The sequence below is a fragment of the Streptomyces justiciae genome (genome assembly GCF_015163075.1).
In the GTDB taxonomy this organism is placed as follows: Bacteria; Actinomycetota; Actinomycetes; order Streptomycetales; family Streptomycetaceae; genus Streptomyces; species Streptomyces justiciae.
This window is the reverse complement of record NZ_JADDXU010000003.1, coordinates 620,588-647,387: the sequence shown is the minus strand read 5'-3', so window position 1 is coordinate 647,387 and position 26,800 is coordinate 620,588. Positions and strand designations below refer to the sequence as shown.

Genomic DNA, 26,800 nt, shown 5'->3' with positions numbered 1-26,800 from the left:
ATCCCTCTGACTCTGGTGGAATCTTGCTGAACGTATACGGGAGATCACAAGGAGTGAGTTTTCAGATACTGATAGAGATCGCGAGCGACCCCAGAAGCTGTCCGATCTCGCTCTGCAGCCGACGTGTGGCATCCATCAGCCGGTCCGCCTGATGGGAGGGGAGAGAAATGGCCATGGTCGCGGCGGTCGGTCCGATCGTGATCGGGATCGCCGCGCACACCGTGCCGAGCGCGTACTCCTGCTGTTCGAAGACCGGCTCCATCCGCCCCATCCGATCCAGGCGCCGGAGCAGTGTGTGGTTGTCGTGCACGGTGTACGGGGTGATGGCCTGCACGGGGTAGCGCTCGAGGTGATCGCGGCGGGCGCCCTCGTCCAGTTGGGACAGCAGACACTGGCCGATGGCGTGCGCATGCCCCGTCTCACGGAAGTCGGCCCACTCCTCCACCGCGGGGTTGCCCGGGGTGTCGGAGACGCACATGACCTCGATCTCGCCCTCGCGGTACATCGCGTAGTACACGGGTACGCCGATCACGTCCCGCCAGTGGGCCAGCGCCTCGACGACCGTGCTGCGACGTTTCTGCTTGGCTCCGCTGCTGCTCAGCCGCTCGGCCGCCTCGCCGAGGAAGAACAGACCCTTGTCCCGGCGCAGATAGCCCTCGTGCACGAGGGTGCGCAGCAGGTGGTAGGCGGTCGGCAGGGCGAGGCCGGTCTCCCGGGCCAGTTGCTTGGCGGGGGCGCCGTGTTCATGCCCGGCGACGGACTCCAGCAGGCGCATCGCGCGCTGGACCGAGCCGATGAGGGTCGTGGAGGGGGTCTGCTCCTGCTGGTCGGCATGGTCCGACCGCTCCGGCCGTTGGACAGGCGTCGCCGCGTGCCGCTCAACGGGAGTCACCGGTCGTACAGGAGTCGTCTGTCCAGCCGAAGCCGCCGGTCGTGGCGGAGGCGCCGTCTGTACGGGTACGTGAAGTTCTGCGGGTGCGGTGTCAACCGTGGCCAAGGGTCACTCCCGAAGCGCGAGGGGGCTGCCCGTGCGGGGGGACACGGGAGGGGGTGTACGCCGCTCGCGGGGGATCGTCCCCGCGTCGAATTCCGGACTTTAACCGCCCGCCACCGCTCACAGACGGCCTGTGCCGAAAACTTCCCTCGCGCGAGGGAACCGGTGATTCCTGTTACCGATCACCGATACCCGTCACCCATGGCCCGTGCGGACCTCACCAGTCGCTGCGCGACGATGAGCTCGTCGTGAACTTCCGTACGACGTAGATGAGCCCGCCGACCAAAGCCACGAAGATAAGTGCCTTGAACAGCAGCCAGACGACGAAGTGCAGGACGCTGGCTATCAGCCCGCCGAACACGACCAGGGCGATGACGGGCACCGCGATCCACTTCACCCACCACGGCAGTCCCGCGAAGATCTCACGCATCGCCCCAACCTCTCTCGTCCCCGGCATCTCTTGTCGCCGGATCCTTCCGATGTCCTGCTTCGATGCTAGGGCGGGCAGGGGCCCGAACGGGGGCCTCGCACCCCTCGTCGTCCCCTGATCGAACCCCTAGGGAACCCCGAGGCGGCGGCTCAGCTCTCCGGGGGAGAGAAGACCACCAGAACCCGCAGATCCTCGCTGATGTGGTGGAACTTGTGGGCGACACCGGCCGGCACGTACACGACGCTGCCCCGGGCCACCTGGGTCGTCTCCAGACCCACCGTGATCGCGGCACGCCCGCTCACAACGAAGTAGACCTCGTCCTGGTTGTGCGGCTTCTGTGGATCATGCTCACCGGCGTCGAGCGCGTACAGGCCGACGGACATGTTCCGTTCCCGCAGAAACTGCAGGTAGGCGCCCTCGTTGGAGGCGCGCTCCGCCTCCAGTTCGTCCAGCCGGAATGCCTTCATCGCAGTTGTCCGCCCTCGTCGCACTGCTGGTAACCGATCTCTTCTGCCACGATCAGACACATGAAGAATTTCGTAGTCAAGACGATCGCCAACGCGGGCGCCCTGGCGGTCGCCGTGTGGCTGCTCGACAAGATCACCCTGACCGGTGACAGCACGGGCAAGAAGATCGGAACGCTGATCCTCGTCGCGCTGATCTTCGGCGTGGTCAACTTCCTGGTCAAGCCGATCGTGAAGCTGCTCAGCCTCCCGCTGCTCATCCTCACGCTCGGTCTGTTCACCCTGGTCGTCAACGCGCTGATGCTGCTGCTGACGTCGTGGCTGGCGGACAAGCTCGACCTGAGCTTCCACGTCGACGGGTTCTGGACCGCCGTCCTCGGTGGCCTGATCATCTCGATCGTGTCCTGGGCGCTCAACGTCGTCCTCCCCGACGGGGACTGAGCCGGAAGATGACCTACCGCGTCTGCTTCGTCTGCACCGGCAACATCTGCCGCTCGCCGATGGCCGAGTCCGTCTTCCGCGCCCGCGTAGCGGAGGCCGGGCTCGACGACCGGGTCGAGGTCGACAGCGCCGGTACGGGCGGCTGGCACGAGGGCGACGGCGCCGACCCGCGCACCGTCTCCGTCCTCGAGGAGCACGGGTACGACAGCGCCCACACGGCCCGTCAGTTCCAGCCGTCGTGGTTCGCCCGGCTCGATCTCGTCATCGCCCTCGACCACGGCCACCTCAAGGCCCTGCGGCGCCTCGCGCCGACGCCGGAGGACGCGGCGAAGGTGCGTCTGCTGCGCTCGTACGACGCGTCGGCGGGCGACGATCTCGACGTACCGGACCCGTACTACGGCGGTATGGACGGTTTCGAGGAGTGCCTTGAGATGGTGGAGGCGGCGAGCGTGGGCCTGCTCGACGCCGTACGCGAGGACGTGGGAGGACAGGCGGCATGAGGGAGACGACCGGGGCCACCGGGGAGGGCACGCGCGCGGTGCGGGCCGGACTGCCCGAGCCCGTCAAGAACGAGCCCACCCTTCCCGGCCCGGTCTTCGCCGCCCATTTCCATCTGCCGGGCGACGTCGAGGGGCCGTACACCTACGGCCGCGACGAGAACCCGACTTGGACCCTTCTGGAGCGGGCCGTCGGCGAGTTGGAGGCGCCCGGGCAGGACGACGTCCAGACGCTCGTGTTCGCCTCCGGCATGGCCGCCATCTCGTCGGTGCTCTTCTCGCAGCTGCGCGCCGGGGACACCGTCGTCATGCCGGACGACGGCTACCAGGCGCTGCCCCTGGTCCATGAGCAGCTGCGGGCGTACGGCATCCAGGTACGGACCGCGCCGACGGGCGGGGACGCGCAGCGGGCCGTCCTGGAGGGCGCTCGGCTGCTGTGGATCGAGACGCCGTCGAATCCCGGGCTCGACGTGTGCGACATCCGGCGGCTCGTGGAAGCGGCACACGCGCGTGGCGCCCTCGTCGCGGTCGACAACACGCTCGCCACGCCGCTCGGACAGCGCCCCCTGGAGCTCGGTGCCGACTTCTCCGTGGCGAGCGGCACCAAGCAGCTCACGGGGCACGGGGACGTGCTCCTGGGATACGTCTGTGGCCGCGACGCCCAGGCGATGACGGCCGTACGACGCTGGCGCAAGCTCGTCGGGGCGATCCCCGGCCCCATGGAGGCCTGGCTCGCGCACCGGTCGATCGCCACGCTCCAGCTGCGTGTCGAGCGGCAGAGCGCCAATGCGCTGGCCGTCGCCGAGGCGCTGCGCGACTGGCCCGAGGAGTTCGCCGTGCGCTACCCGGGGCTGCCCGCCGACCCGTCGTACAAGATCGCCTCGCAGCAGATGCGCCGCTTCGGGTGCGTGGTCTCCTTCACGCTGCCCACGCGCGCGCGTGCCGAGCATTTCCTCGACGCGCTGCGGCTCGTGGACGACGCGACCAGCTTCGGCGGGGTGCGCTCGACGGCCGAACGGCGGGGGCGCTGGGGCGGCGACGCGGTGCCGGACGGGTTCGTCCGTTTCTCGGCCGGTGCCGAGGACACCGAGGACCTGGTGGCGGATGTGCGGCGGGCGCTGCGGGAGTCGGCCGACTGAGCCCTACACGTACCCGCCGGTCGGTGTCCGGCTACGTACAACGGACGGTCCGAGCCTCCCCCCTCGTGGCTCGGACCGTCCTCGGTTCCGCGCGCGAAGAACCGCGCGAACAAGGCTAGTTGACTCTGTGTCAGTGTCCAATCACAGTAGCGACAGAGACCTATCGACATATTTATAGTTGGGGCCCGGCCGGGGGCTGGAACAGGGCGCGGAAGGGGAGGGCGTGGCATGGATCTGGCCTTGTTGCGGACCTTCGTGACCGTGCACCGGGCCGGCTCCTTCACCCGCGCCGCAGCCCTGCTCGGTCTGTCGCAGCCCGCCGTGACCTCGCAGATCCGCACCCTGGAACGGCAGTTGGGCCGCCCCCTGTTCCTGCGGCAGGCCCGCGGCGTGACCCCGACGACCATCGGCGACGAACTCGCGCACAAGGCCGCGCCTCATCTGGACGCCCTCGTGGAGATCGCCGAGACCGGCCTCGACGACGAGTCCTCCTTACGGACCCTGCACCTCGCCGGGCCACCCGAGTTCACCGCGGAACGGGCCCTGCCCGCGCTCACCGAGCTGACCGGCGAGGACGGTCAGGGCTTCGCACTGCGCGCCTCCTTCGGAAACGCCGAGGAGACGCTGGAAGGGCTGGCCGCCGGGCATCACGATCTGGCCATCAGTACGGCCCGTCCGCGCGGCGCTCTGCTCACCGCGACTCCGCTCTGCGACGAAGTGCACGTCCTGGTCGCCTCCCCGCGCCGGGCGGAGCAGATCGGCTCGGGCCTGCTGCGCCGCAAGGGAGCGCATGCCCTGGAGGACGTCCCGGTGGTCGAGGTGCACGAGTCGCTGCCGTTCGTCTCCCGCTACTGGGCTTCCGTCTTCGACTCCCGTCCGGCCGCCCCGGGTACGGTCATCGTCCCCGATCTGCGTGCGGTGCTGGCCTGCGCGGCAGCGGGGGCCGGGCTGGCGGTGCTGCCCACGTATCTGTGCGCCGAGGCCCTGGAGCGGGGTGACGTCGTCGCGCTGCACCATCCCGCGGTGCCGCCGCTGCGCACGTACTTCCTCGTGGTCCGCACCGGCACCCTGGCGATGCCGCATGTCGCACGGGCCCACGACTGGCTGCTGAGGGCGGCCGAGGGCTGGGGCTGACCTGCGGTTCTCCATGGGTCACCTGGTGCGCTCGATCAATGACCGCATGCGATGTTTCACGTGGAACCAAGCGGGCCACATTTCACCCATGACCGTCCGACCCGTGGTCAAGCGCACCGCACGTGCCGTTCTCCTGGACGGCGACGACCTGATCCTGATCAAGCGCACCAAGCCCGGTGTGGATCCCTACTGGCTCACCCCCGGCGGGGGCGTGGAGCCGAGCGACACGACCGTCGTCGACGCCCTGCACCGCGAGGTGTACGAGGAACTCGGCGCAAAGATCACCGACGTGGTGCCCTGCTTCGTCGACACCGTCGAGCACATCGGCGAGGACGGCGGCGCGACCGGGGTGAAGGTCCAGCACTTCTTCGTCTGCCGCCTGGAGTCCATGGACACCTCGCTGCGGCACGGCCCCGAGGTGGACGAGCCCATCGGGGAGTACGAGATCGTGCGGGTGCCGTTCACCCGGGTCGGGATCGCCTCCGTCCATCTGGTGCCGCTGTCGCTGCGGCACTACCTGGACGGCAACATCGAGGGCGTACGTGCCATGCACGCGCCGGACTTGGGATGAGGCAGGTGCGGGTGCTCAGTCGCCGATGACGACGAGCTCCTCCACCGAGTCGTGGCGAATGCGCTCGGACGGAATGCCGCTGTCCCTCAGCGCGTCCACACCCCTGCGGATCATTCCGGGCGGGCCCGAGACATAGGCGTCGAACTCGTTCCAGGGGCCGTAACGGCGGATCGCGTCGGGGAGCTGGAGACGCGCCTGCTCGTCGATGACGGCGCGCACGGAGAGCCACGGGTGGGACTGCTGGAGGCGGAGCATCGTGTCGATGTCGTACAGGTCGATGTCGGTGCGCGCGCCGTAGAACACCTCCACCGGCCGCCGCTCGCCGCGTTCGGCCACGTCCTCGACCAGCGCCTTGATGGGCGCTATGCCGGTGCCGCCGCCCAGGCAGAGAAGACCGCTGTCGGTCGTGTGGTCCACGGTCATCGAACCGGCCGGCGGGCCGAGGCGGAGGACGTCACCGGGCCGGGCGCGGTGCACCAGGGCGCCGGAGACCCAGCCCGCGGGGACGGCCTTCACATGGAACGACAGCAAGCCGTCGGAGCGGGGCGCCGAGGCGAAGGAGTAGTGCCGCCAGATCCGCGGCCACCAGGGCGTCTCCACGCTCGTGTACTGCCCGGCGAGGAAGGGATAGGGCTGGTCCGGGCGGACGGTGACGACGGCGACGTCCGGCGTCCTCAGATCGTGCGCCACGACCTCCGCGTACCACCAGGCGGGGGCGCGCAGTTCGTCCGCGGCCGCCGCGTCGATCATCACCTGCGAGATCGTCGTGTACGCCCGGACCCAGGCCGCCTCGAACTCCGGGCCCCAGATGTGCTCGGCGTACTTGTTCAGGGCGCCGATGAGGCACTCGCCGACGGCCGGGTAGTGCTCGGGGCGCGTGCCGTACTTGCGGTGGCCGCGGCCCAGGTTCTGGAGGTAGTCGACGAGGACGGGGGTGTTGTCGATGTGCTCCGCCGCGGTGAGCAGCGCCTTGAGCAGCCGGTCCCGCTGAGTGTCCATCGCCGCGGGGAAGAGCGAGCGCAGCTCGGGGTGGCGTACGAAGAGCAGGGCGTAGAAGTACGAGGTGACCTTGTCGGCCACCGGGCCGACCTCCGCCATGGTCCTGCGGATGAGAACCGCGTCCGGGGAGGCCTCCTGGGCCCTCGCGGGGGCGGCCCGCTGAGGGGGCACGCGTTGTTCGGCGGGCGGGGATGTCTCCGGTGACACGGGGGCCGGTACGGGAGGCGCCGGCGGGGTCGGGGCGGCCTGTGGGGCTTGCGCGGCCTGTGCGGGTTGCCCCGCCGAGCTCTCGTCATGGCCCGGTGTGGTCCTGCCGACCGCGCGCAGCCCCGCCAGTCGGTTGCCCTCAGGGGCCTCCTGCTGCCGGTTGCCCTCGGCGGCCTCCTGCTCGCCGCCCGGTGGCGTCGTCGGCTGCTTGTGCGGCGTGAACCAGCCGCCCCCGCCGCCGGAAGTGCCGTTGTCGGCCGACGTGGTGGTCGGAGCGTCCATGGTGTGCCTCGCCTCGAACATCTTTCGGTCGGTCTGCGCACTTCCCCGATCGGAATGTGCCTGCTTCCCCCGCAGACGGCTTGCTTTCCCCGTTCATGGCCACGGCCGATGCGGCCATATTCAACCCGTATTCACGCCCCATACGGACAAGTAAGGCGAGAGTGCGACATTGGCCGCAGCGCGCTCACCGCAGCATCGCATCGTGTGCGGATACTCCGGCCGCATAACCGAAAATGCGGGTCTTCGATCTCTCCGTCCCGTTAGGCTGCGTCGCCTCGTTCTCGGCCCGACGCAGGAGGGTACGCACAGGACGCTCCCCTCGTCGGACAAGAACCGGAGTCGACCCTACCGGTCACTGCGGCGCACACAAGTCCCCCCTCGGTCCCCCATGAATGAGGCAGGGGTGCGAACCATGAATTCGCTCAATTACCGGGCGCGACCCACCAATTCATAGGCTTCCCACAGATCCTTCCCCGCGTAGGAGTGGGTGGCGAGACCGGCCAGATGACGGTCGGCATTGACCGCGACGGAGACCGGAACCACACCGAAGAGGTCCTTGTCCGACGACGAGTCTCCATAAGCGACGCAATCGGCCCGGGTGACCCCGAACTCCTGGCACAGCCGATCGGCGATCAGGACCTTGGCCGCGGCGCTGAGAACTCCGGCCGGGTCCACGGGCTCGGTGAACGGCACGGCCGGAAAACGCGATCCGTACGCCGCATGCGCGCCCCAGGCGGTGAGCCGCTCGACGAAGAAGGACGGGGAAAGAGACACCACCGCGCAGTAGTCCCCGTTGCTCCGGATCTCCCCCCAGACCTCACGAATACGGGCCAGCCAGGGCGCGCCCTCGAATGCGGCCGTCACATGGGCGTCCGTGAGATCCGCCCACAGGGTGTGCACCCGCGTCGCATACTCGGGCGGCTCGATGAGCCCCGCCGAGACCGCCTGATCGAGGGCCACGGTCTCGGCTTCCAAGCCGAGTTGCCGGGATATCTCGACCGGCGCGGAGGTGCCGTGCAACAACGTGCCGTCGAGATCGAAGAGATGAAGTCTGGCCATGGAGCCCGAGGTTAACGGGGTGAACTGAAGCCCGAGGCTGCCCGGGCCGGATTTCGGTACGCCGACTCGCGAGGGTGCCGTAGGCCCGCAGTTCGCCCATGTTTCACGTGAAACAACGGGCAGCTGTCGCCGGGCTGTGCGGACGGCTACGACATGGCCAAAAGCTCGTACTTCTCCCCGGAAACGGGTGGACGTCAGGGGTGCCGGTCAGACAGCCTGACCTGCGTGTCGACACCTTCCCCCGCCGCTCTGCCCATCCGCCGTCTGACGCATCGCGATCTCGCCGCCTGCGCCGACTTGTCCGAGGACCGGGGGTGGCCGCGCGAGGAGCACAAGTGGGGCTTCCTCCTCGCCGCCGGGACGGGTTACGGCATCGACGACCCCGAGGGGGGACTTGTCAGCGCCTGTGTCGTCACCGAGTACGGGCCGCAGGAGCGCCCGGAGCTGGGGGCCATCGGCATGGTCCTGGTCGCCGAACGGCACGCCCGCCAGGGGGTCGGCCGCCGGTTGATGCGCCATGTCCTCGCGGCCATGGGCACCACCCCCCTGACCCTGCACGCAACTCCCAACGGCCGCCCTCTCTACGAGGAGCTCGGCTTCAAGGCCACCGGCCGAGCAGAAATGGTGCGTGGGCATTTCAGGGCCGACGGGTACCGGCCCGCCATTGCGACGCGGGCGGCCACGGGTGGGGACCTCGCCGCCATTCTCCGCCTCGACGAAGAGGTCTTCGGCGCCGACCGCACCCACATCGTCACGCGGCTGCCCGCCTTCGCCGACCAGCTGCGGGTCGCGGAGGAGAACGGCCGGATCATCGGTTACGCGGCCGCGTGGCCCAACATGGACACCCACGTGGTGGGGCCGCTCGTCGCCCGGGACACCGAGACGGCGAAGGCTCTCCTCGCCTCCCTCGCCGCCCACACCGACCGACCGCTGCGCACCGACATCGACGTACGGCACGAAGAGCTGCTGGCGTGGGCGCGGGAACACGGCCTGGAGTCCGTCGCCTTCAACGCGGTCATGACCTACGGCATCCCGGAACTGCCGGGTGACTGGAGCCGGCGGTTCGCGCCGGTGACGGTGGCCGCGGGCTGAGGGGTCCTCCGTACGACTGCGCCGGTCCCCCGAGGAGTTCGGGGGACCGGCGCAGTCGTTGCGGCTCAGTCGTGGGCGGCGGCCCGCTGTTCGGTCGGCACGGCTCCGGCGACGACCGCGCTGGGCGTGCCGGACCTGTGGTCCCGGCGCTCCAGGGCCGCCGAGAGGACGGCGAGGCCCAGGGCGCCCGCGGCGAGGGCGGCGCCCACCCAGTCGGGGGCGGTGTAGCCGAGGCCCGCGCTGATGACCAGGCCGCCGAGCCAGGCGGAGAGCGCGTTGCCGAGGTTGAAGGCGCCGATGTTCACGGCCGAGGCGAGCGTCGGGGCGCCGTGTGCCTGGTCCAGGACGCGCTTCTGGAGCGGCGGGACGGTGGCGAAGCCGAGGGCGCCGATGAGCGCGATCGTGACGGCCGCGAGCACCTTGTTGTGCGCGGTGACGGTGAAGAGCGCGAGGACGATCGCGAGGGCGCCCAGGGAGACGTACAGCATGGGCATCAGGGCGCGGTCCGCGTACTTGCCGCCGACGAGGTTGCCGCCGACCATGCCGAGGCCGAAGAGGACGAGCAGCCAGGTGACGGAGCCGTCGGCGAATCCGGCGACGTGGGTCATCATCGGCGCGATGTAGGTGATCGCCGCGAAGACGCCGCCGAAGCCGAGCACGGTCATCGCCATGGCGAGCAGGACCTGGGCGTTCTTGAAAGCGGCCAGTTCGTGGCGCAGGCGCACGCCCTCGGCCTTGGGCATGTCGGGGACGAGCTTGGCGATGCCGGCCAGGCCGACGACGCCGAGGGCGGCCACGACCGCGAAGGTGACCCGCCAGCCGACGGTCTGTCCGACGAGGGTGCCCAGCGGCACGCCGACGACGTTGGCGACGGTGAGGCCGGTGAACATCATCGCGATGGCGCCGGCCTTCTTGTCCGGGGCGACCAGGTCGGCGGCGACGACCGAGCCGATCCCGAAGAAGGCGCCGTGGGCGAGCGAGGCGACGATCCGGCCGATCAGCATGACGCCGAAGGCGGGGGCGAGGGCGGAGAGCAGGTTGCCGACGATGAACAGGCCCATCAGCGCCATCAGCATCCGCTTGCGGGAGACCTTGGTGCCGAGCACCGTCATGAGCGGGGCGCCGAACATGACGCCGAGCGCGTAGCCCGTCACCAGGAAGCCGGCCGTGGGGATGGAGACACCGAAGTCGCCTGCGACCTCGGGCAGCAAGCCCATGATCACGAACTCGGTGGTTCCGATGCCGAAGGCCCCGATCGCGAGGGCCAGGAGCGCGAGAGGCATGGAGGTCTGCACCTTCCCGGTTGATTGCACGAGCGCTTTACGCTTGATGACAATACTTGCAGACGCGCGATAATTGCAAGCGCAGGCTATTGCGGGCCTGCCCTATCCTGGTTTCAGCCGTTCCGGGACGAAGGAAGCGCCAATGACAGCGACGGACCCCGCACTCACCGCCCTCGCCCAGGGCTGGTGCGCCCTCTCCCTGCTGCACGGGAGGATCGAGGCCCACATCGAGCGGGCACTGCAGGCTCGGCACGACCTCAGCGTGCGCGAGTACTCCCTGCTCGACGTCCTCAGCCGGCAGCACGACGGTGACGGCGGCCACCTCCAGATGAAGCAGGTCGCCGACGCGGTCGTGCTGAGCCAGAGCGCCACCACCCGCCTGGTGACGCGCCTGGAGGACCGCGGCCTGCTGACCCGGTACCTGTGCCCCACCGACCGCCGCGGCATCTACACCAACGTCACCGCGGCAGGCCTCGCCCTGCTGGAGGAGGCGCGGCCGACCAACGACTCCGCCCTGCGCGAGGCGCTGGACGAAGCGGCCAAGAACCCCGAGCTGGAACCTCTGGTGAAGGTCGTCGAATCGCTGAAGGTGCCCGCATAGGCTGACGGCATGGGAGATCTTGAAATACGCGCCGCCGGCTCCGATGACGTCGCCCCGATCGTCGCCATGCTCGCCGACGATCCGCTGGGTGCGCAGCGCGAGTCGCCGGACGACCTCGCCCCCTATCTGACCGCCCTGGAGCGGCTCAGCGCCGACCCGAACCAGCACCTGGTCGTCGCCGTCCGCGAGGGCCGTGTCGTCGGCACCCTCCAGCTCACGATCATTCCCGGGCTGTCCCGGCGCGGCTCCACCAGGTCAATCATCGAAGGCGTCCGTGTGCATGCCGATGAGCGCGGCAGCGGACTGGGAACCCAGCTCATCGAGTGGGCGATCGAGGAATCCCGACGTCAGAACTGCCAGTTGGTGCAGTTGACCTCTGATGTCACCCGCACCGACGCCCACCGCTTCTACGAGCGGCTGGGCTTCGAGGCCTCGCACGTGGGCTTCAAGCTGCCGCTCTGACATTTCCGTACGGCGGCGGGGGCTTGTTTCACGTGAAACAAGCCCCCGCACCGCTCAACCGATCCCGCGCCACCCCTCCGGGTCCACCCCACCAGGCACAGGAGCCCCCTCGTCGTACGGCTCACGCGTGAACACGAACGACCCGAGGTCCAGATGGCTCACGCTTCCGTCAGGCCGCCGTACGGCCCGCAGAAGCTCTCCGGCGTAGTAGCCCTCCAGCCCCGTCCAGGTGCCGTCGCCGTTGGCGCGGAAGCGTGAGCGGCGGCCACCGCCGGACAGCGGCCCCATCGAGACGCCACCGTCGGAGGTGAGCCGCAGGGCGAAGACATGAGTGCCCCAGTACCACTGCCCCGCCAACTCCAGGACGTCCGCGTCGACTTCGGGCAGCGGACGCCACGGTTCGGGAATGCGCGGCTCGGCCTCCGCGACGATCCGGACCAAGTCGGCGCCCACGGCGGACAGCGTCGGGCCGGACGTGCAGTTGGTCAGCACGACCGCCGCGACATCGTCCGTCACGCTGATGGTGAGATTCGCCAGGAACCCGGGCAGGGAACCGGAGTGCCCCACGAGCAGTCGGCCGTCCCGGTGCTGGATCTGCATCCCGAGACCGTAGGTGGCGCCGTCGACCACGTCCGCGGCCTCGGCCGGCGCGGCGGGCGTGCGCATCTCCCGCACCGTCTCCGCGCTCAGCACCCGGTCGTCCCCCTTCACCAGGAAGGCCGCGAACTTGGCCAAGTCACCGGTGGTCGACCAGAGTTGACCCGCCGCCGCCATCCTCCCGAGGTCCTCGGTGGGTTCCGGCAGCATCACATCGGCCCACGGATGCACGGCCCAGCCGCCCGCGTGCGGGGCCAGCGGATGAGCGCTCGTGCGGCCCAGGCCCAGGGGTTCGAGCACTTCGCGCCGCAGGACCTCCTCCCATGAGGCTCCGCGCACCTTCTCCACCAGGGCGCCCAGCAGGGTGTAGCCGGGGTTCGAGTAGTGATGACGGCGGCCGGCCGGATGCAGGAAGGGCTGTTCGCCGAGAACGTCGGACAGCTCGGGACGCAGAGCGCCCGCGGTCCGCTCCCACCACGGGCCGGGTGCCTCGGCCGCCAACCCGGCCGTGTGCGCGAGCAGTTCGGCGATGGTCGCCTCCCCCGCGCCGGTGCCCGGAAGGTGCTTCTCCAAGGGGTCGCCGAGGTCGAGCAGTCCCTCGTCACGCAGCCTCAGCACGAGCACGGCGGTGAAGGTCTTGGTGATCGAGCCGATCCGGTACTGGACGTTCTCGTCCGGGCCATGCCCGTCCACCGAGGTCCGTGAGCCGTGCCAGACGGCCCGGCCGTCCCGCACGACCGCCGCGACCAGCGACGGCGTCCGCCCTTCGGCCTGGGCCACGGCGATCCGGTGCAGCAGAGCGCGGCGTGTGCCGGGGAGCAGCAGTTCCTGAGATGTCGTCATGCCCCCAGTCCACCCCGGCAGGTGCCGGGGCGTCGAGTTCATTCGGCCCGGGGCGGGCGGCTCAGGTCTGGGCCATGTCCACGAAGCGCGAGTAGTGGCCCTGGAAGGCGACCGTGATCGTCGCCGTCGGGCCGTTACGGTGCTTGCCCACGATGATGTCCGCCTCGCCCGCGCGCGGCGACTCCTTCTCGTAGGCGTCCTCGCGGTGCAGCAGGATCACCATGTCGGCGTCCTGCTCGATGGAGCCGGACTCACGCAGGTCGGACACCTGGGGCTTCTTGTCCGTGCGCTGCTCGGGACCACGGTTCAGCTGCGAGAGCGCGATCACCGGGACCTCGAGCTCCTTGGCCAGCAGCTTGAGGTTTCGCGACATGTCCGAGACCTCCTGCTGACGGCTCTCGGAGCGCTTGCCGGACTGCATCAGCTGGAGATAGTCGATGATCACGAGCTTGATGTCGTTGCGCTGCTTGAGCCGGCGGCACTTCGCGCGGATCTCCATCATCGACAGGTTCGGGGAGTCGTCGATGTAGAGCGGCGCCGCCGAGACCTCCGGCATCCGGCGTGCCAGACGTGTCCAGTCCTCGTCCGTCATGGTGCCGGACCGCATGTGGTGCAGGGCCACCCGCGCCTCGGCCGACAGCAGACGCATCGCGATCTCGTTGCGCCCCATTTCGAGGGAGAAGATGACGCTCGGCAGGTTGTTCTTGATGGACGCCGCCCGGGCGAAGTCCAGTGCGAGCGTCGACTTACCCATGGCGGGGCGGGCCGCGATGACGATCATCTGGCCCGGGTGCAGGCCGTTGGTGAGGGAGTCGAGGTCCGTGAAGCCGGTCGGCACACCGGTCATCTCGCCGGTGCGGGAGCCGATGGCTTCGATCTCGTCGAGCGCGCCCTCCATGATGTCGCCGAGCGGGAGGTAGTCCTCGCTGGTGCGCTGCTCGGTGACCGCGTAGATCTCGGCCTGGGCGCGGTTGACGATCTCGTCGATGTCGTCGTCGGCCGCGTATCCCATCTGGGTGATGCGCGTACCGGCCTCCACCAGCCGCCGCAGCACCGCCCGTTCATGGACGATCTCCGCGTAGTACTCGGCGTTCGCCGCCGTCGGGACCGTCTGTACGAGGGTGTGCAGATACGATGCGCCGCCGACCTTGTTGATCTCGCCGCGCTTGGTCAGCTCGGCGGCGATCGTGATGGGGTCGGCCGGCTCGCCCTTGGCGTAGACGTCGAGGATCGCCTGGAAGATCGTCTCGTGGGCCGGCTTGTAGAAGTCGTGGCCCTTGATGACCTCGACGACATCGGCGATGGCGTCCTTCGACAGGAGCATGCCGCCGAGCACGGACTGTTCCGCGTCAAGGTCCTGCGGTGGCACGCGCTCGAAGGACGCGCTCCCGCCGTCCCATTCGCCGTTCTCCCGGCCGCGGTCGTGCTGCTCGTCGCGGCCCCGGCCTCCGTCGCCGCGTCGGCGTGAGGCAGGCAGGCGATCACTGGGACCGCTGTCGGCCCACGGATCGTCCAAGGGCTCGGAAATGCTCACCGAGCCACCTCCTCCCGTCCGCCGAGCGGACCCTCGCCGTGCCTCTCTTTCTACGGCACGGCACTGACAAATGAGAGGCCCAACTCCGTTTGCGGCGCGTCGGTTTTGTGATGGTTTTCGGGCCGACGGACGGAGCCGGGCGCCGGACCACGGTAGGCCTGTCGGCACCGTCAGCCAATCTGGTTATCCACAGGCCATGTGGACGACGGCCCGGATGCTGTGGAGAACTCGGCGAAACCTGTGCACGACCCGGTGGACAGGCCTGTGAACAAGCTCGCCCTTCTCTCGAAGGACGTGCCCTGACCTGCACACTTCCCGTCCACCGGCTGTGCAGAAGAAAAACTTTCCCAGTCGGACCAAGATCAGGCCGCACGGCGTCCACAAGCGCGCGGCGCAAGACTTCAAGTAAGGGTCACTATTAGATTGCATCTATTACCTGTGGACGATTAGATTGGTGCTCATGACACACGCTCCCGCGACCTCGCGCGCCGCACGGCGACAGCACGACCGAGAGATCGTCGCCCTGGCCGTCCCGGCCTTCGGCGCGCTCGTCGCCGAGCCCCTCTTCGTCATGGCGGACAGCGCGATCGTGGGCCATCTCGGCACCGCCCAACTCGCCGGCCTGGGAGTCGCCTCCGCACTCCTGACGACCGCGGTCAGCGTGTTCGTCTTCCTCGCCTACGCCACCACCGCGGCCGTCGCCCGGCGGGTCGGCGCCGACGACCTCCAGGCCGCCATCCGCCAGGGCATGGACGGCATCTGGCTCGCCCTCCTGCTCGGCGCCGCGGTCATCGCCGTCGTGCTGCCCACGGCGCCCGCCCTGGTGGAGCTCTTCGGCGCCTCGGACACCGCCGCCCCGTACGCGACCACTTATCTGCGGATCTCGTCCCTCGGCATCCCGGCGATGCTCATCGTCCTCGCCGCGACCGGTGTCCTGCGCGGCCTCCAGGACACTAAGACCCCTCTGTACGTCGCCATCGGCGGTTTCGTCGCCAACGCGGTCCTCAACGCAGGCCTCGTCTACGGCGCCGACCTCGGCATCGCCGGTTCCGCCTGGGGCACCGTCATCGCCCAGTGCGGCATGGCCGTCGTCTATCTCGTGGTGGTCGTACGCGGAGCCCGTGCCCATGGAGCCTCTCTGCGTCCCGACGCAGCCGGCATCAGGGCCTCGGCCCAGGCCGGTGCCCCTCTGCTCGTCCGCACCCTCTCGCTCCGCGCGATCCTGATGATCGCCACCGCGGTGGCTGCCCGCCTCGGCGACGCGGACATCGCGGCGCACCAGATCATCCTGTCCCTGTGGAGTCTGCTCGCCTTCGCCCTGGACGCGATCGCCATCGCGGGGCAGGCCATCATCGGCCGCTATCTCGGTGCAGGCGACGCCCAGGGCGCCCACGAGGCATGCCGCCGCATGGTGCAGTGGGGCATCGCGGTCGGCATCGTCCTCGGCCTGGCGGTCGTGGTGACCCGGCCCGCGTTCCTCCCGCTGTTCACCAGTGACTCCACCGTGAAGGACGCCGCCCTGCCGGCGCTGCTCGTCGTGGCGCTCTCCCAGCCGATCTGCGGGATCGTCTTCGTCCTCGACGGTGTACTGATGGGTGCGGGCGACGGCCCGTATCTGGCCTGGGCGATGGTGCTGACTCTGGCGGTCTTCACCCCCGTGGCCCTGCTCGTCCCGACACTCGGCGGAGGTCTCACCGCCCTGTGGGGAGCCATGACGCTGATGATGGCGGTCCGCATGCTGACGCTGTGGATGCGAGCCCGGTCGGGACGCTGGATTGTCACGGGCGCGACCCGCTGACGTTTCACATGAAACATCGCCCGCTGCTTGGCCGTTTCACGTGAAACACGTCCGGGCGCGAGCGCGACGTTTCACGTGAAACACCGCGGACACTGGCGCCCTGCTTGAGCATGCACAGCGCCCGACAATGACTCGCGCATGCAAGAGGGGCCGTACCCGATGTGGGTACGGCCCCTCTCACAACTGCTCAAACCGAGCCCAGCGATCAGGCCGCGACGACCTCGATGTTGACCTTGGCGGCAACCTCGGGGTGCAGACGCACGGACGTCTCGTGGGCGCCCAGGGTCTTGATGGGCGAGCCCAGCTCGATGCGGCGCTTGTCGACCTCGGGGCCACCGGAAGCCTTGATCGCCGAGGCGATGTCGGCCGGGGTGACGGAACCGAAGAGACGACCGGCGTCGCCGGAGCGAACGGCCAGACGAACCTTGACGGCCTCGAGCTGGCCCTTGATCTGGTTGGCCTGCTCGATGGTCTGGATCTCGTGGATCTTGCGAGCGCGACGGATCTGCTCGACGTCCTTCTCGCCACCCTTGGTCCAGCGGATAGCGAACTTCCGCGGGATCAGGTAGTTGCGAGCGTAGCCGTCCTTGACGTCGACGACGTCGCCGGCAGCGCCGAGGCCGGAGACCTCGTGGGTGAGGATGATCTTCATTGGTCGGTCACCCTTCCCTTAGCGCGCGGTGGACGTGTAGGGCAGCAGCGCCATCTCACGGCTGTTCTTGACGGCCGTGGCGACGTCACGCTGGTGCTGCGTGCAGTTGCCGGTCACGCGGCGGGCACGGATCTTGCCGCGGTCGGAAATGAACTTCCGCAGCATGTTCGTGTCCTTGTAGTCCACGTACGTGACCTTGTCCTTGCAGAAAGCGCAGACCTTCTTCTTAGGCTTGCGCACAGGCGGCTTCGCCATGGTGTTTCTCCTGTGTGATCAAGAAGTTTGGGTACGACCCGCCCTCGACCGATCAAGCCCGGGAACCGGGCCCGAAGGTCTAGAAGGGGGGCTCGTCCGAGTAGCCGCCGCCACCGCCGCCGCCGGAGTTTCCACCCCAGCCGCCACCGCCGCCGCCCTGCTGGCCACCGGCGGGAGCGCCGGTCGCCCACGGGTCGTCGGCAGGAGCGCCGCCGCCCTGCTGGCCGCCGCCGGAGTTTCCACCCCAGCCGCCGCCACCCTGGCCGCCACCGCCGCCGTAACCACCCTGGCCACCGCGGCCGGCACCGCCGGCGGTCTTGGTGACCTTGGCCGTGGCGTTCCGCAGGCTGGCGCCGACTTCCTCGACGTCCAGCTCGTAGACCGTGCGCTTGACGCCCTCACGGTCCTCGTAGGACCGCTGCTTCAGCCGGCCCTGCACGATGACGCGCATGCCTCGCTGGAGCGACTCGGCGACGTTCTCCGCCGCCTGACGCCAGACCGAGCAGGTCAGGAACAGGCTCTCGCCGTCCTTCCACTCGTTGGTCTGACGGTCGAAGGTGCGGGGGGTGGACGCGACACGGAACTTCGCGACCGCCGCACCGGACGGGGTGAAGCGCAGCTCGGGGTCGTCGACAAGATTGCCGACGACCGTGATGACGGTCTCGCCTGCCATGGGGGAACCTCTCGGCGGGTTTGCTGCTGGCTGCTTTGTGGTGCTGCTACTCGAGTCCCGAGATCAGCTGAGCGGGAGAGCTCAGTGGGTCTCGGGGCGGAGGACCTTGGTCCGGAGGACCGACTCGTTCAGGTTCATCTGGCGGTCGAGCTCCTTGACGACCGCAGGCTCGGCCTGCAGGTCGATGACCGAGTAGATGCCCTCGGGCTTCTTCTTGATCTCGTACGAGAGACGACGACGGCCCCAGGTGTCGACCTTCTCGACCTTGCCGTTGCCCTCACGGACGACGGAGAGGAAGTTCTCGATCAGGGGGGCGACAGCGCGCTCCTCCAGATCGGGGTCGAGGATGACCATCACCTCGTAGTGACGCATGTGGAACCCACCTCCTTTGGACTCAGCGGCCACGGTCGTTCCGTGGCAGGAGGGTTGTGATGCGTACGCAACGGTATCGGCCGCCACTGACAATCGAGGCTTCCTCGCGGTAGTCCCGGTCGCGGCATGGGCAGACACCAGTGCAGACGGTACAGACTACCCGCACACCGGCTTCCGGTTGAAATCCGGCCGCCGACGCCGACAATCTGTACACATCGGGTGTGTATGGCGCTACGATGCGCCGCCTTCCGCAGGAGGTGCCCTATGGCACAGGCAATGCGACCCAACACCGTCGGAGGCCTTTTCGCCACGGACGGAAAGCCCCACCCCCTCCAGGACACGCTGCTCGCGGTGACCCTGGTGCTGGGCATCACGGCATTCGTCACGGCGATGTTCCACAACCTGCACCTGCTCAGCTCCTGGGCCGGCCTGGTCGGGATCTGCACCGGCGCGTACGGCCAGTGGATCTCGGAGACGACCCGTGAGCGCTTCGGACTGATCCTCGGTCTCGGCGCCTCGGCGGTCGGCTTCTTCCTCGGCATGGCCCACGGCGGCCTCTTCGGCGGAGTGATCAGCTGACGCCAGGGACACCGTCCTCTTCACATCACCCAAAGCACCACGGAACACCTCGGCAGCCCATTGAGCCGGGGCGCAGCTTCCGTACGCCCAGTCGGGGCGCTCGCAAGGCGCAGTAGGCTTCGGCGCGAGAGCCGGAGCCCCTGTACCCATGGGGACACACCAGCCCGAGGAGCGCCCCGAATGAGCCTGACCCTGAGGACGATCAGCCGCGAGCAGCATCTGGCCTACATCCAGAGCCTGCCGTCGGCGAGCCACATGCAGGTTCCGGCCTGGGCAGACGTCAAGGCGGAGTGGCGCTCGGAGAGCCTCGGCTGGTTCGACGACAAGACCGGCGAGATGGTCGGCGCGGGCCTGGTCCTCTACCGCCAGCTGCCCAAGATCAAGCGCTATCTCGCCTATCTGCCCGAGGGCCCGGTCATCAACTGGTTCGCGCCGAATCTGACGGACTGGCTGGAACCGATGCTCGCCCACCTCAAGCACCAGGGCGCCTTCTCCGTGAAGATGGGCCCGCCGGTGATCATCCGGCGCTGGGAGGCCCCCTCCATCAAGGCGGGCATCCAGAACCCGGACGTGAAGCGGCTGCGCGACATCGAGGCCGACTTCATCGAGCCGCGCGCCTTCGAAGTCGCCGACAAGCTCCGTCGTATGGGCTGGCAGCAGGGTGAGGACGGCGGCGCCGGCTTCGGCGACGTCCAGCCGCGTTACGTCTACCAGGTGCCGCTGGCGAACCGCTCCCTGGAAGAGGTCCACAAGAACTTCAACCAGCTGTGGCGCCGCAACATCAAGAAGGCCGAGAAGGCCGGCGTCGAGGTCGTCCAGGGCGGCTACCACGACCTCGAGGAGTGGCAGCGGCTCTACGAGATCACGGCCGTGCGCGACCACTTCCGGCCCCGCCCGCTGTCGTACTTCCAGCGCATGTGGACGGCCCTCAACACCGAGGACCCCAACCGCATGCGGCTGTACTTCGCCCGCCACAACGGCGTGAACCTGTCGGCGGCGACGATGCTGATCGTCGGCGGGCACGTCTGGTACTCCTACGGTGCCTCCGACAACATCGGCCGCGAGGTCCGGCCCTCGAACGCGATGCAGTGGCGGATGCTGCGCGACGCCTACGCGCTCGGCGCGACCGTCTACGACCTGCGCGGCATCTCCGACTCGCTGGACGAGACCGACCACCTCTTCGGTCTGATCCAGTTCAAGGTCGGCACCGGTGGTCAGGCCGCCGAGTACCTCGGCGAGTGGGACTTCCCGCTGAACAAGCTGCTCCACAAGGCGCTCGACATCTACATGTCGCGCCGCTGAGCCACCACAATTCGCTTTCATACCTCTGATACACCGCAGCCACGAGAAAGGTTCCAGGTCCGGCCATGGCGCTCACGCTCTACGTCGACACCGCGCGCTGGCGTGCGCACCACAAGCACGTGCAGGACCAGTTCCCAGGGCTCGTCCCGGTCTGCAAGGGCAACGGCTACGGCTTCGGGCACGAGCGACTCGCCGAGGAGGCCACGCGGCTCGGTTCGGACGTCCTCGCCGTCGGCACCACGTACGAGGCCGCGCGCATCAAGGACTGGTTCGGCGGTGACCTGCTGGTGCTGACGCCGTACCGGCGCGGCGAGGAGCCCGTCCCGCTGCCCGACCGTGTCATCCGCTCGGTGTCGTCGATCGACGGGGTCTACGGCCTCGTCGGCGCCCGGGTGGTCATCGAGGTGATGTCCTCGATGAAGCGGCACGGCATCAGCGAGCAGGATCTGCCGCAGCTGCACGCCGCCATAGAGAACGTCCGCCTGGAGGGCTTCGCCATCCACCTGCCGCTGGACCGCACCGACGGCTCGGACGCCGTCGAGGAGGTCATCGGCTGGATGGACCGCCTGCGCGCGGCCCGTCTTCCGCTGCACACGATGTTCGTCAGCCACCTCAAGGCCGAGGATCTCGCCCGGCTCCAGCAGCAGTTCCCGCAGACCCGCTTCCGTGCGCGTATCGGCACGCGGTTGTGGCTGGGGGACCACGAGGCCACCGAGTACCGCGGTGCCGTCCTGGACGTCACGCGCGTGGCCAAGGGCGACCGCTTCGGCTACCGGCAGCAGAAGGCGGCCTCGGACGGCTTCCTGGTCGTCGTGGCGGGCGGTACGTCGCACGGGGTGGGCCTGGAGGCCCCCAAGGCCCTGCACGGCGTCATGCCGCGCGCCAAAGGCGTGGCCCGCGCGGGCCTGGCCACGGTGAACCGGAACCTTTCTCCGTTCGTCTGGGGCGGCAAGCAGCGCTGGTTCGCCGAGCCGCCGCACATGCAGGTGTCGATCCTTTTCGTGCCCTCCGACGCCCCCGAGCCGAAGGTCGGCGAAGAACTGGTGGCCCATCTGCGGCACACCACCACGCAGTTCGACCGGATCGTCGACCGCTGAGGGCCGTACGGCCGCCTGAGAAGCCGTATGCAGACAGCCGAAAGGCCGTGCACGGACTGCCCGTGCACGGCCTTTCGCTTGGCGCTAGGGGCCATCAACCCCCGTTCGCTCAGAGCGAACTACCGCCGGAAGGGGACTCTCCGCGCTCGCCCCACTCGACCTGCGGACCGGCGAAGTGGGCCGCGTGCCGCGGGGGATGGGCAGCGGGGCCGAGCACGAACACGTCCTCCGCCCCGTCGAGCACACCGCCCGAGGGGTCGTCGTCGCCCGCTCGTCGTACGACGTCCCGCTCGGGCATGAGAATGTCACGCACGACGACGACGCACAGGTACAGCGTGCCCAGCAGATGCAGGCCGATGGCCCAGTGGTAGCCCTCCTGAGGCAGACCCTTGTGGGCGTCGGCGCTGGTCGTGTACGCGAGGTACATCCAGATGCCCAGGAAGTACGCCACCTCGCAGGCCTGCCAGATCAGGAAGTCCCGCCACTTGGGCCGGGCCAGCACCGCCAGCGGGACCAGCCACAGGACGTACTGGGGCGAGTAGACCTTGTTGGTGAGGATGAAGGCGGCGACGATCAGGAAGGCCAGTTGGGCGAAACGCGGCCGGCGCGGGGCGGTCAGGGTGAGCGCGGCGATGCCGACGCAGCACAGCAGGACCAGCAGCGTGGCGAGCGTGTTGACGGTGTCGGTGCTCAGCGGGTCGGACGAGTTCTGGGCGAGGATCAGCCAGAAGGACCCGAAGTCGACGCCCCGCTCCTGGCTGAACTCGTAGAACTTCGCCCAGCCGTCCCAGGCGAGCAGCATCACCGGAAGGTTCACGACGAGCCAGGCGACCGCGGCGCCGCCGAACGCCTTCCCGAAGTCCCGCCACTTCCCGGCGCGCCAGCACAGCACGAACAGCGGGCCGAGCAGGAAGACGGGGTACAGCTTGGCGGCCGTGGCGAGGCCCAGCAGGACGCCGAACGCGAGGGAGCGGCCCCGGGACCACATCAGCATCGCGGCGGCCGTCAGGGAGACCGCCAGGAGGTCCCAGTTGATGGTGGCCGTCAGCGCGAAGGCGGGCGCCAGGGCGACCAGCAGACCGTCCCAGGGGCGCCGGGCGTGCGTACGGGTCACGCAGACGGCGATGACGGCCGCGCAGGCCATCAGCATCCCGGCGTTGACCATCCAGTACCACTGTTCCTGGTCCTGGATGCTGCCGCTGCCCGGCGTGAGCCAGGCGGCCACCTCCATGAACACACCGGTCAGCACCGGGTATTCGAGGTACTCCATGTCGCCGTTGAGCTTGTCGAAGTACGGCACGAGCCCGTCGGCGAAACCGCGCCCCGCGTAGAGGTGCGGGATGTCCGAGTAGCAGGCGTGCGTGTACTGCGAGCTGGCGCCGAAGAACCATCCGCCGTTGTAGCAGGGCGCCTTCTGGATCAGACCGAGGGCGAACATGCCGATCGCCACGAGCGCGATGACCCGCACGGGAGTCCACCAGGACGTCCCGAGCAGGGCACGCCGCCCGATGGGACCACCGATCAGCTCACTGCCGCTCGCGGCGATCTCGTCGTCCCTGGTGGGCCGCACCGGGTCCTGCTCGTGCACGCTCGCTCGCGTGGATTCTGCACTGGGCATGGGGCACATCCTGCCGTACCTGCCTAGGAATACGCCGAGGGCCGCCGCACCTGGTGGGTGCGACGGCCCATGTTTCACGTGAAACACCCTCGGCGGGCGATATGGCGGCTAACCGGTCGATCCTCCGAAGATGCCGCCTCCATTGCCGTTACCTCTGGTGGTGTCCGTCTCCGTGGCAGTCGGTGTGGAGGTCACGCCTCCGTCCGTACCGCCGGTGTCCGTGCCTCCGGTGTCCGAGCACTGCCAGCTGAACTTGCAGGACTCGCTGGCCGACGGCGAGGGAAGGATCTCGGACTCGCTGGGCGTCGGGCTCGGCGTCGCGCTCGGCGTCTCACTCGGCGTCGCGGTGACGGACGGCGTCGGGGACGGTGCCCCCGCCTCGTCCTGGATCTCACCGATCTTCTCGGCGTCCGGGAAGCCGGGGTCGCTGTCGCCCTTCAGAGCGGCCTTCATGTATTCGGTCCAGATCTCGGTGGGGATGTCACCACCGTGAATGGACTCCACGCCCGCGGTGCCGTTCATGGAGAGCAGCTTGCTGCTCTTGGGGTCCTCTCGGAACATCGCGACCGAGGTCGACAGCTGCTGGGTGTAGCCGACGAACCAGGCCGACTTGTTGCTGTCGGTCGTACCGGTCTTGCCGGCCGCCGTACGGCCCAGGGCCAGCGCGTTCTTACCCGTACCGTTCTTGATGACGTTCTCGAGGAGGTCCGTGACGTTGTGCGCCACGTTCTCGGGCATGGCCAGCTTGATCTTCGGCTTGTCGAAGCCCGACAGGGGCTGTCCGTCCTTCTTGACCTCGGTCACCGAGTACGGATCGGCCTGCTTGCCGGATGCGGCGAAGGTGGCGTACGCGTCCGCCATGCGGATGGCGCTGGGGGTCGAAGTGCCGAGCGCGAAGGAGGGGTTGCCGTTGTAGTCGGCGAAGCTGCTGTCCAGGATGCCGGACTTCGAGGCGACACTCCGCACCTTGTCCATCCCCACGTCCATGCCGAGTTGCACGAACGGCGTGTTGATGGACTGTTCCATCGCCTTACGAAGGCTGATGTAGCCCCAGGGATAGTCGCTCTCGTTCTCCTGGTAGAAGACCGAGTTGTCCTTCTTCAGCACGTAGCTGCCGTCGTTGTTCTTGACCTTCAGATGGTCGTTGCCGTTGTACTTGCTCAGCGGCGAGACACCGACGTCCGGATCCTTGTAGGTGCCGTACTCCATGGCCGCCGCCATCACGAACGGCTTCCACGTCGAACCGACCGGCACACCCGAGGTGTCCGCGTTGTTGTTGAAGTGGTCGTTCTCGTAGCCTGCGCCACCGTAGATCGCGACGATCGCGCCGTCGTTGGGCCGCACCGACGCCGCGCCGAACTGGACGTGCTTGTCCTTCTCACGCTTTTCCGGGTCGATGTTCTCTTTCTCGATCTTCTTGACGGCCGCCGAGAGCGCGTTGACCTTGCTCTTCTCGAAGGTCGTGTAGATCTGGTAGCCGCCCTTGTCGAAGTCGGCCCGCGAGATGTTCGAGTGGGCCAGCACGTACTTCTTGGCCGTGTCGACGAGATAGCTGATCTGGCCGGTCATGCCCTTGGTCGCCTTGAGGCCCTGGGGCATGGGGTACTTCTTGATGGCCGTCTGGTACTTGGCGTCCGTCAGATGCTTGTCGTTGTGCATCTGCTCCAGGATCCAGCCCCAGCGCTCCTTGGAGCGCTTGAGATTGGCGTCCTTGGTCGCCGAGGGGTCGATGCTCGTGTTGTCGATGGGGTCGTAGTACGTCGGGCCCTTGAGCAGCGCGGCGAGGAAGGCGCACTGGGAGTCGGTGAGGTCCTCGGCGTCCTTGCCGTAGTAGGTCTGCGCGGCGGCCTGGATGCCGTACGCGCCACGGCCGTAGTACGACGTGTTCAGGTAGCCCTGGAGGATCTCGTCCTTCGTGAGCTTCGTGCCCACCTTTATGGAGATGAACATCTCCTTGAACTTCCGGGAGACGGTCTGTTCCTGGCTCAGGTAGGTGTTCTTCACGTACTGCTGGGTGATGGTCGAACCACCCTGGGTGTCACCGCCGCGCGCCATGTTGGCGAGCGCTCGCGCGATACCCATGGGGTCGACGCCCGAGTCGGTGTAGAAGCTCTTGTTCTCCGCGGAGATCACGGCCCACTGCATGGCCTTGGGGATCTTGGCGATGTCGACGTTCTGACGGTTGGCACCACTACCAGTGGCCACCATCTGATCGCCGTTGGCCCAGTAGTAGACGTTGTTCTCGGACTTCGCCGCGGCGTTCTCGCTCGGGATGCTCACCATGGCGTAGCCGATGCCCGCGATAGCGACCAGGCTGCCGAAGAAGGCGAGGCCGAGTCCGGAGACGAGGCGCCAGGAGGGCACCCAGCGCTGCCAGCCGTACTTGCCGGCGCGCGGGTAGTCGATGAACCGGTTCTTGGTGGAGGCGGTGGCTCGGCCCCGTCCAGGGCCGCTGGGGCCACCCGGGCCCCCGCGGCGCGCGCCGCGACCCGTGGGCTCGGGCGCTCTGCGTCGGCTGCCCCCGCCTCTCTGCGCCGCGCGGCGGGCCTCGGCGCGGCCGCCGTACGGCCGCTCCTCAGCTCCCGACTCGTGTGAACCCGACCCGTACGCGTCGGAAGGAGATCCGGTGGCGCCACGCGGTGCCGCACGGCGGCCGGAGGACGAGCCGGACTGGCCGCGTCGGGCCGCGGCACGTCCGCCTCCCTGCGGCTGCGGCGGTTTGCGACGGTGCTCGCTCATCGAACGACTACTCCTAGGGCAGGCGCACCTTTGCGCGCCTGGAAACGGCGGCTGCTGGTTTCCGGTCCCCCCGAAGTACGGATGTGGTCGCTTTCGCATTCACCCGTACTGCACCGAGGACGATGACGTCCCCAGACGTCACTCGGTTCCCGGTGGTGTGCATGCCGCACAGACTACGCACCGTCAAAACCCGCCTAGCCCCGAAGTTCACCCCAAATCAGGCAACTTGCCTCCAACGAATCGGTGATGTGATCCCGTTCACCGTCCCCGCACTTGTCGCATCCGGAAGGCCGTTCTATCGTCGTGATGTATCGAGTCGATACATCAGAGCGACATAAGCGAGCGGAAGACCGAGAGGAGGCGACCATGAGCCGGCGTTCCGGGATCCTGGAGTTCGCCGTACTCGGTCTCCTGCGCGAGTCCCCGATGCACGGCTACGAGCTGCGCAAACGACTCAATACGTCACTGGGCGTGTTCCGAGCGTTCAGCTACGGCACGCTCTACCCCTGCCTCAAGACGCTGGTCGCCAACGGCTGGTTGATCGAGGAGTCGGGGAACGCTCCCGAGGACGCCCTCGCCGCACCACTCGCGGGGCGTCGCGCCAAGATCGTCTATCGGTTGACGGCGGAAGGTAAGGAGCACTTCGAGGAACTGCTCTCCCAGACCGGCCCCGACGCGTACGAGGACGAGCACTTCGCCGCGCGTTTCGCCTTCTTCGGACAGACGTCGCGCGATGTGCGCGTGCGGGTGCTGGAAGGCCGCCGCAGCCGGCTGGAGGAGCGCCTGGACAAGATGCGCGTCTCGTTCGCGCGCACCCGGGAGCGCCTCGACGACTACACGCTTGAGCTCCAGCGCCACGGAATGGAGTCCGTGGAGCGCGAAGTGCGCTGGCTGAACGAGCTCATCGAGAGCGAGCGGGCCGGACGGGACCTTCGTGGTTCCACCGGGGGGCCCGCTCAGTCCTCTCAGCAGAACAACACCACTGGAGCGACGGGCAACCTGCCACGGCCCGGGGACACCCCCCGGACCGATCTGCCCGACGACACCGCCACGTGAGCGCCCAGTCAGGGCCTCACTCGTACACAC

Annotated in this window: 27 protein-coding genes; 13 read left to right on the top strand and 14 right to left on the bottom strand. The window is 68.5% G+C overall.

Annotated features, from left to right (window positions below):
* Positions 1–61: 61 nt before the first annotated feature.
* From IQ210_RS11300 to IQ210_RS11290, 3 genes are all read right to left on the bottom strand, one after another.
* Positions 62–997 carry an IclR family transcriptional regulator gene (locus IQ210_RS11300; protein WP_407699693.1) on the bottom strand — a complete coding sequence of 312 codons (936 nt, stop codon included), beginning with the start codon at positions 995–997 and terminating at the stop codon, positions 62–64.
* 214 nt (positions 998–1,211) lie between these two features.
* The gene (locus IQ210_RS11295; protein WP_194078760.1) at positions 1,212–1,424 is read right to left on the bottom strand and encodes a DUF5326 family protein; all 213 of its coding nucleotides are present in this window, start codon (positions 1,422–1,424) and stop codon (positions 1,212–1,214) included.
* A 149-nt stretch (positions 1,425–1,573) separates the two neighbouring features.
* Entirely contained in the window at positions 1,574–1,891 is a 318-nt protein-coding gene (locus IQ210_RS11290; RefSeq protein ID WP_126273051.1) for a cupin domain-containing protein, read from the bottom strand.
* Between the two features lie 60 nt (positions 1,892–1,951).
* Between IQ210_RS11290 and IQ210_RS11285 the strand changes: the two genes are divergently transcribed.
* The 5 genes from IQ210_RS11285 to IQ210_RS11265 all read left to right on the top strand — a co-directional run bounded on the left by IQ210_RS11285 (position 1,952) and on the right by IQ210_RS11265 (position 5,670).
* Positions 1,952–2,329 carry a phage holin family protein gene (locus IQ210_RS11285; protein WP_194078759.1) on the top strand — a complete coding sequence of 126 codons (378 nt, stop codon included), beginning with the start codon at positions 1,952–1,954 and terminating at the stop codon, positions 2,327–2,329.
* Between the two features lie 8 nt (positions 2,330–2,337).
* Complete coding sequence (locus IQ210_RS11280) at positions 2,338–2,829, top strand: low molecular weight protein-tyrosine-phosphatase (protein ID WP_194078758.1); 492 nt, start codon at positions 2,338–2,340, stop codon at positions 2,827–2,829.
* Positions 2,826–3,965: a cystathionine gamma-lyase gene (locus IQ210_RS11275; protein WP_194078757.1), complete on the top strand. Its 1,140-nt coding sequence runs from the start codon at positions 2,826–2,828 to the stop codon at positions 3,963–3,965. Before IQ210_RS11280 ends, IQ210_RS11275 begins: the two co-directional genes overlap by 4 nt.
* A 228-nt stretch (positions 3,966–4,193) precedes the next feature.
* Complete coding sequence (locus IQ210_RS11270) at positions 4,194–5,099, top strand: LysR family transcriptional regulator (protein WP_194078756.1); 906 nt, start codon at positions 4,194–4,196, stop codon at positions 5,097–5,099.
* Positions 5,100–5,187: 88 nt separating this feature from the next.
* Complete coding sequence (locus tag IQ210_RS11265) at positions 5,188–5,670, top strand: NUDIX domain-containing protein (protein WP_059194394.1); 483 nt, start codon at positions 5,188–5,190, stop codon at positions 5,668–5,670.
* A 15-nt stretch (positions 5,671–5,685) separates the two neighbouring features.
* On the opposite strand, the gene IQ210_RS11260 is transcribed toward IQ210_RS11265, so the two are convergent.
* Together IQ210_RS11260 and IQ210_RS11255 are read right to left on the bottom strand one after the other, a co-directional pair.
* The gene (locus IQ210_RS11260) at positions 5,686–7,158 is read right to left on the bottom strand and encodes a globin domain-containing protein (protein WP_228047441.1); all 1,473 of its coding nucleotides are present in this window, start codon (positions 7,156–7,158) and stop codon (positions 5,686–5,688) included.
* Between the two features lie 426 nt (positions 7,159–7,584).
* A complete protein-coding gene (locus IQ210_RS11255; protein WP_194078754.1) occupies positions 7,585–8,217 on the bottom strand; it encodes an HAD family hydrolase in 633 nt (210 codons plus the stop codon).
* Positions 8,218–8,442: 225 nt separating this feature from the next.
* On the opposite strand from IQ210_RS11255, the gene IQ210_RS11250 reads away from it, so the two are divergent.
* Positions 8,443–9,309 (top strand): GNAT family N-acetyltransferase, encoded by an 867-nt coding sequence (locus IQ210_RS11250; protein WP_194078753.1) that lies wholly within the window; start codon positions 8,443–8,445, stop codon positions 9,307–9,309.
* 65 nt (positions 9,310–9,374) lie between these two features.
* Here IQ210_RS11250 and IQ210_RS11245 read toward each other — a convergent pair whose 3' ends face one another.
* Positions 9,375–10,592, bottom strand: a complete 1,218-nt coding sequence (locus IQ210_RS11245) for an MFS transporter (RefSeq protein WP_194078752.1) — start codon at positions 10,590–10,592, stop codon at positions 9,375–9,377.
* Between the two features lie 142 nt (positions 10,593–10,734).
* On the opposite strand from IQ210_RS11245, the gene IQ210_RS11240 reads away from it, so the two are divergent.
* Both IQ210_RS11240 and IQ210_RS11235 read left to right on the top strand, forming a co-directional pair.
* Complete coding sequence (locus IQ210_RS11240) at positions 10,735–11,193, top strand: MarR family winged helix-turn-helix transcriptional regulator (RefSeq protein WP_194078751.1); 459 nt, start codon at positions 10,735–10,737, stop codon at positions 11,191–11,193.
* Between the two features lie 9 nt (positions 11,194–11,202).
* Entirely contained in the window at positions 11,203–11,655 is a 453-nt protein-coding gene (locus IQ210_RS11235) for a GNAT family N-acetyltransferase (RefSeq protein ID WP_194078750.1), read from the top strand.
* A 54-nt stretch (positions 11,656–11,709) separates the two neighbouring features.
* Here the strand turns inward: IQ210_RS11235 and IQ210_RS11230 are convergent, their stop codons facing one another.
* Both IQ210_RS11230 and dnaB read right to left on the bottom strand, forming a co-directional pair.
* A complete protein-coding gene (locus tag IQ210_RS11230; RefSeq protein ID WP_194078749.1) occupies positions 11,710–13,095 on the bottom strand; it encodes a serine hydrolase domain-containing protein in 1,386 nt (461 codons plus the stop codon).
* A 61-nt stretch (positions 13,096–13,156) separates the two neighbouring features.
* The gene (gene dnaB / locus IQ210_RS11225) at positions 13,157–14,629 is read right to left on the bottom strand and encodes a replicative DNA helicase (protein WP_194078748.1); all 1,473 of its coding nucleotides are present in this window, start codon (positions 14,627–14,629) and stop codon (positions 13,157–13,159) included.
* A 460-nt stretch (positions 14,630–15,089) separates the two neighbouring features.
* Here dnaB and IQ210_RS11220 point away from each other — a divergent pair, with 460 nt between their 5' ends.
* A complete protein-coding gene (locus tag IQ210_RS11220) occupies positions 15,090–16,427 on the top strand; it encodes an MATE family efflux transporter (RefSeq protein WP_194078747.1) in 1,338 nt (445 codons plus the stop codon).
* Positions 16,428–16,632: 205 nt separating this feature from the next.
* Here IQ210_RS11220 and rplI read toward each other — a convergent pair whose 3' ends face one another.
* From rplI to rpsF, 4 genes are all read right to left on the bottom strand, one after another.
* Entirely contained in the window at positions 16,633–17,079 is a 447-nt protein-coding gene (rplI, locus tag IQ210_RS11215) for a 50S ribosomal protein L9 (RefSeq protein ID WP_059194386.1), read from the bottom strand.
* An 18-nt stretch (positions 17,080–17,097) separates the two neighbouring features.
* The gene (gene rpsR, locus IQ210_RS11210) at positions 17,098–17,334 is read right to left on the bottom strand and encodes a 30S ribosomal protein S18 (protein WP_003949403.1); all 237 of its coding nucleotides are present in this window, start codon (positions 17,332–17,334) and stop codon (positions 17,098–17,100) included.
* 79 nt (positions 17,335–17,413) lie between these two features.
* The gene (locus IQ210_RS11205; protein ID WP_194078746.1) at positions 17,414–18,007 is read right to left on the bottom strand and encodes a single-stranded DNA-binding protein; all 594 of its coding nucleotides are present in this window, start codon (positions 18,005–18,007) and stop codon (positions 17,414–17,416) included.
* An 81-nt stretch (positions 18,008–18,088) separates the two neighbouring features.
* The gene (gene rpsF, locus IQ210_RS11200) at positions 18,089–18,379 is read right to left on the bottom strand and encodes a 30S ribosomal protein S6 (protein ID WP_005482942.1); all 291 of its coding nucleotides are present in this window, start codon (positions 18,377–18,379) and stop codon (positions 18,089–18,091) included.
* Between the two features lie 264 nt (positions 18,380–18,643).
* On the opposite strand from rpsF, the gene IQ210_RS11195 reads away from it, so the two are divergent.
* The 3 genes from IQ210_RS11195 (at position 18,644) to IQ210_RS11185 (ending at position 21,357) form a co-directional block, all read left to right on the top strand.
* Complete coding sequence (locus IQ210_RS11195) at positions 18,644–18,958, top strand: hypothetical protein (protein WP_059194384.1); 315 nt, start codon at positions 18,644–18,646, stop codon at positions 18,956–18,958.
* 180 nt (positions 18,959–19,138) lie between these two features.
* Positions 19,139–20,260, top strand: coding sequence for a peptidoglycan bridge formation glycyltransferase FemX (gene femX, locus IQ210_RS11190; protein WP_194078745.1), 1,122 nt, complete (start codon positions 19,139–19,141; stop codon positions 20,258–20,260).
* A gap of 65 nt (positions 20,261–20,325) precedes the next feature.
* Positions 20,326–21,357, top strand: coding sequence for an alanine racemase (locus tag IQ210_RS11185; RefSeq protein WP_126273066.1), 1,032 nt, complete (start codon positions 20,326–20,328; stop codon positions 21,355–21,357).
* 109 nt (positions 21,358–21,466) lie between these two features.
* On the opposite strand, the gene IQ210_RS11180 is transcribed toward IQ210_RS11185, so the two are convergent.
* Positions 21,467–22,975: a glycosyltransferase family 87 protein gene (locus IQ210_RS11180; protein WP_194078744.1), complete on the bottom strand. Its 1,509-nt coding sequence runs from the start codon at positions 22,973–22,975 to the stop codon at positions 21,467–21,469.
* 108 nt (positions 22,976–23,083) lie between these two features.
* Positions 23,084–25,714, bottom strand: a complete 2,631-nt coding sequence (locus IQ210_RS11175; RefSeq protein WP_228047437.1) for a transglycosylase domain-containing protein — start codon at positions 25,712–25,714, stop codon at positions 23,084–23,086.
* Between the two features lie 366 nt (positions 25,715–26,080).
* On the opposite strand from IQ210_RS11175, the gene IQ210_RS11170 reads away from it, so the two are divergent.
* Complete coding sequence (locus IQ210_RS11170) at positions 26,081–26,770, top strand: PadR family transcriptional regulator (RefSeq protein WP_194078743.1); 690 nt, start codon at positions 26,081–26,083, stop codon at positions 26,768–26,770.
* The last annotated feature ends 30 nt before the right edge of the window (positions 26,771–26,800 follow it).

Coding starts and splice junctions, on each gene's coding strand:
- IQ210_RS11295 (WP_194078760.1), bottom strand. CDS start 1,424: ATGCGTGAGATCTTCGCGGGACTGCCGTGGTGGGTGAAGTGGATCGCG.
- IQ210_RS11290 (WP_126273051.1), bottom strand. CDS start 1,891: ATGAAGGCATTCCGGCTGGACGAACTGGAGGCGGAGCGCGCCTCCAAC.
- IQ210_RS11285 (WP_194078759.1), top strand. CDS start 1,952: ATGAAGAATTTCGTAGTCAAGACGATCGCCAACGCGGGCGCCCTGGCG.
- IQ210_RS11280 (WP_194078758.1), top strand. CDS start 2,338: ATGACCTACCGCGTCTGCTTCGTCTGCACCGGCAACATCTGCCGCTCG.
- IQ210_RS11275 (WP_194078757.1), top strand. CDS start 2,826: ATGAGGGAGACGACCGGGGCCACCGGGGAGGGCACGCGCGCGGTGCGG.
- IQ210_RS11270 (WP_194078756.1), top strand. CDS start 4,194: ATGGATCTGGCCTTGTTGCGGACCTTCGTGACCGTGCACCGGGCCGGC.
- IQ210_RS11265 (WP_059194394.1), top strand. CDS start 5,188: ATGACCGTCCGACCCGTGGTCAAGCGCACCGCACGTGCCGTTCTCCTG.
- IQ210_RS11260 (WP_228047441.1), bottom strand. CDS start 7,158: ATGGACGCTCCGACCACCACGTCGGCCGACAACGGCACTTCCGGCGGC.
- IQ210_RS11255 (WP_194078754.1), bottom strand. CDS start 8,217: ATGGCCAGACTTCATCTCTTCGATCTCGACGGCACGTTGTTGCACGGC.
- IQ210_RS11245 (WP_194078752.1), bottom strand. CDS start 10,592: ATGCCTCTCGCGCTCCTGGCCCTCGCGATCGGGGCCTTCGGCATCGGA.
- IQ210_RS11240 (WP_194078751.1), top strand. CDS start 10,735: ATGACAGCGACGGACCCCGCACTCACCGCCCTCGCCCAGGGCTGGTGC.
- IQ210_RS11235 (WP_194078750.1), top strand. CDS start 11,203: ATGGGAGATCTTGAAATACGCGCCGCCGGCTCCGATGACGTCGCCCCG.
- IQ210_RS11230 (WP_194078749.1), bottom strand. CDS start 13,095: ATGACGACATCTCAGGAACTGCTGCTCCCCGGCACACGCCGCGCTCTG.
- IQ210_RS11220 (WP_194078747.1), top strand. CDS start 15,090: ATGACACACGCTCCCGCGACCTCGCGCGCCGCACGGCGACAGCACGAC.
- rplI (WP_059194386.1), bottom strand. CDS start 17,079: ATGAAGATCATCCTCACCCACGAGGTCTCCGGCCTCGGCGCTGCCGGC.
- rpsR (WP_003949403.1), bottom strand. CDS start 17,334: ATGGCGAAGCCGCCTGTGCGCAAGCCTAAGAAGAAGGTCTGCGCTTTC.
- IQ210_RS11205 (WP_194078746.1), bottom strand. CDS start 18,007: ATGGCAGGCGAGACCGTCATCACGGTCGTCGGCAATCTTGTCGACGAC.
- rpsF (WP_005482942.1), bottom strand. CDS start 18,379: ATGCGTCACTACGAGGTGATGGTCATCCTCGACCCCGATCTGGAGGAG.
- IQ210_RS11195 (WP_059194384.1), top strand. CDS start 18,644: ATGGCACAGGCAATGCGACCCAACACCGTCGGAGGCCTTTTCGCCACG.
- femX (WP_194078745.1), top strand. CDS start 19,139: ATGAGCCTGACCCTGAGGACGATCAGCCGCGAGCAGCATCTGGCCTAC.
- IQ210_RS11185 (WP_126273066.1), top strand. CDS start 20,326: ATGGCGCTCACGCTCTACGTCGACACCGCGCGCTGGCGTGCGCACCAC.
- IQ210_RS11180 (WP_194078744.1), bottom strand. CDS start 22,975: ATGCCCAGTGCAGAATCCACGCGAGCGAGCGTGCACGAGCAGGACCCG.
- IQ210_RS11175 (WP_228047437.1), bottom strand. CDS start 25,714: ATGAGCGAGCACCGTCGCAAACCGCCGCAGCCGCAGGGAGGCGGACGT.
- IQ210_RS11170 (WP_194078743.1), top strand. CDS start 26,081: ATGAGCCGGCGTTCCGGGATCCTGGAGTTCGCCGTACTCGGTCTCCTG.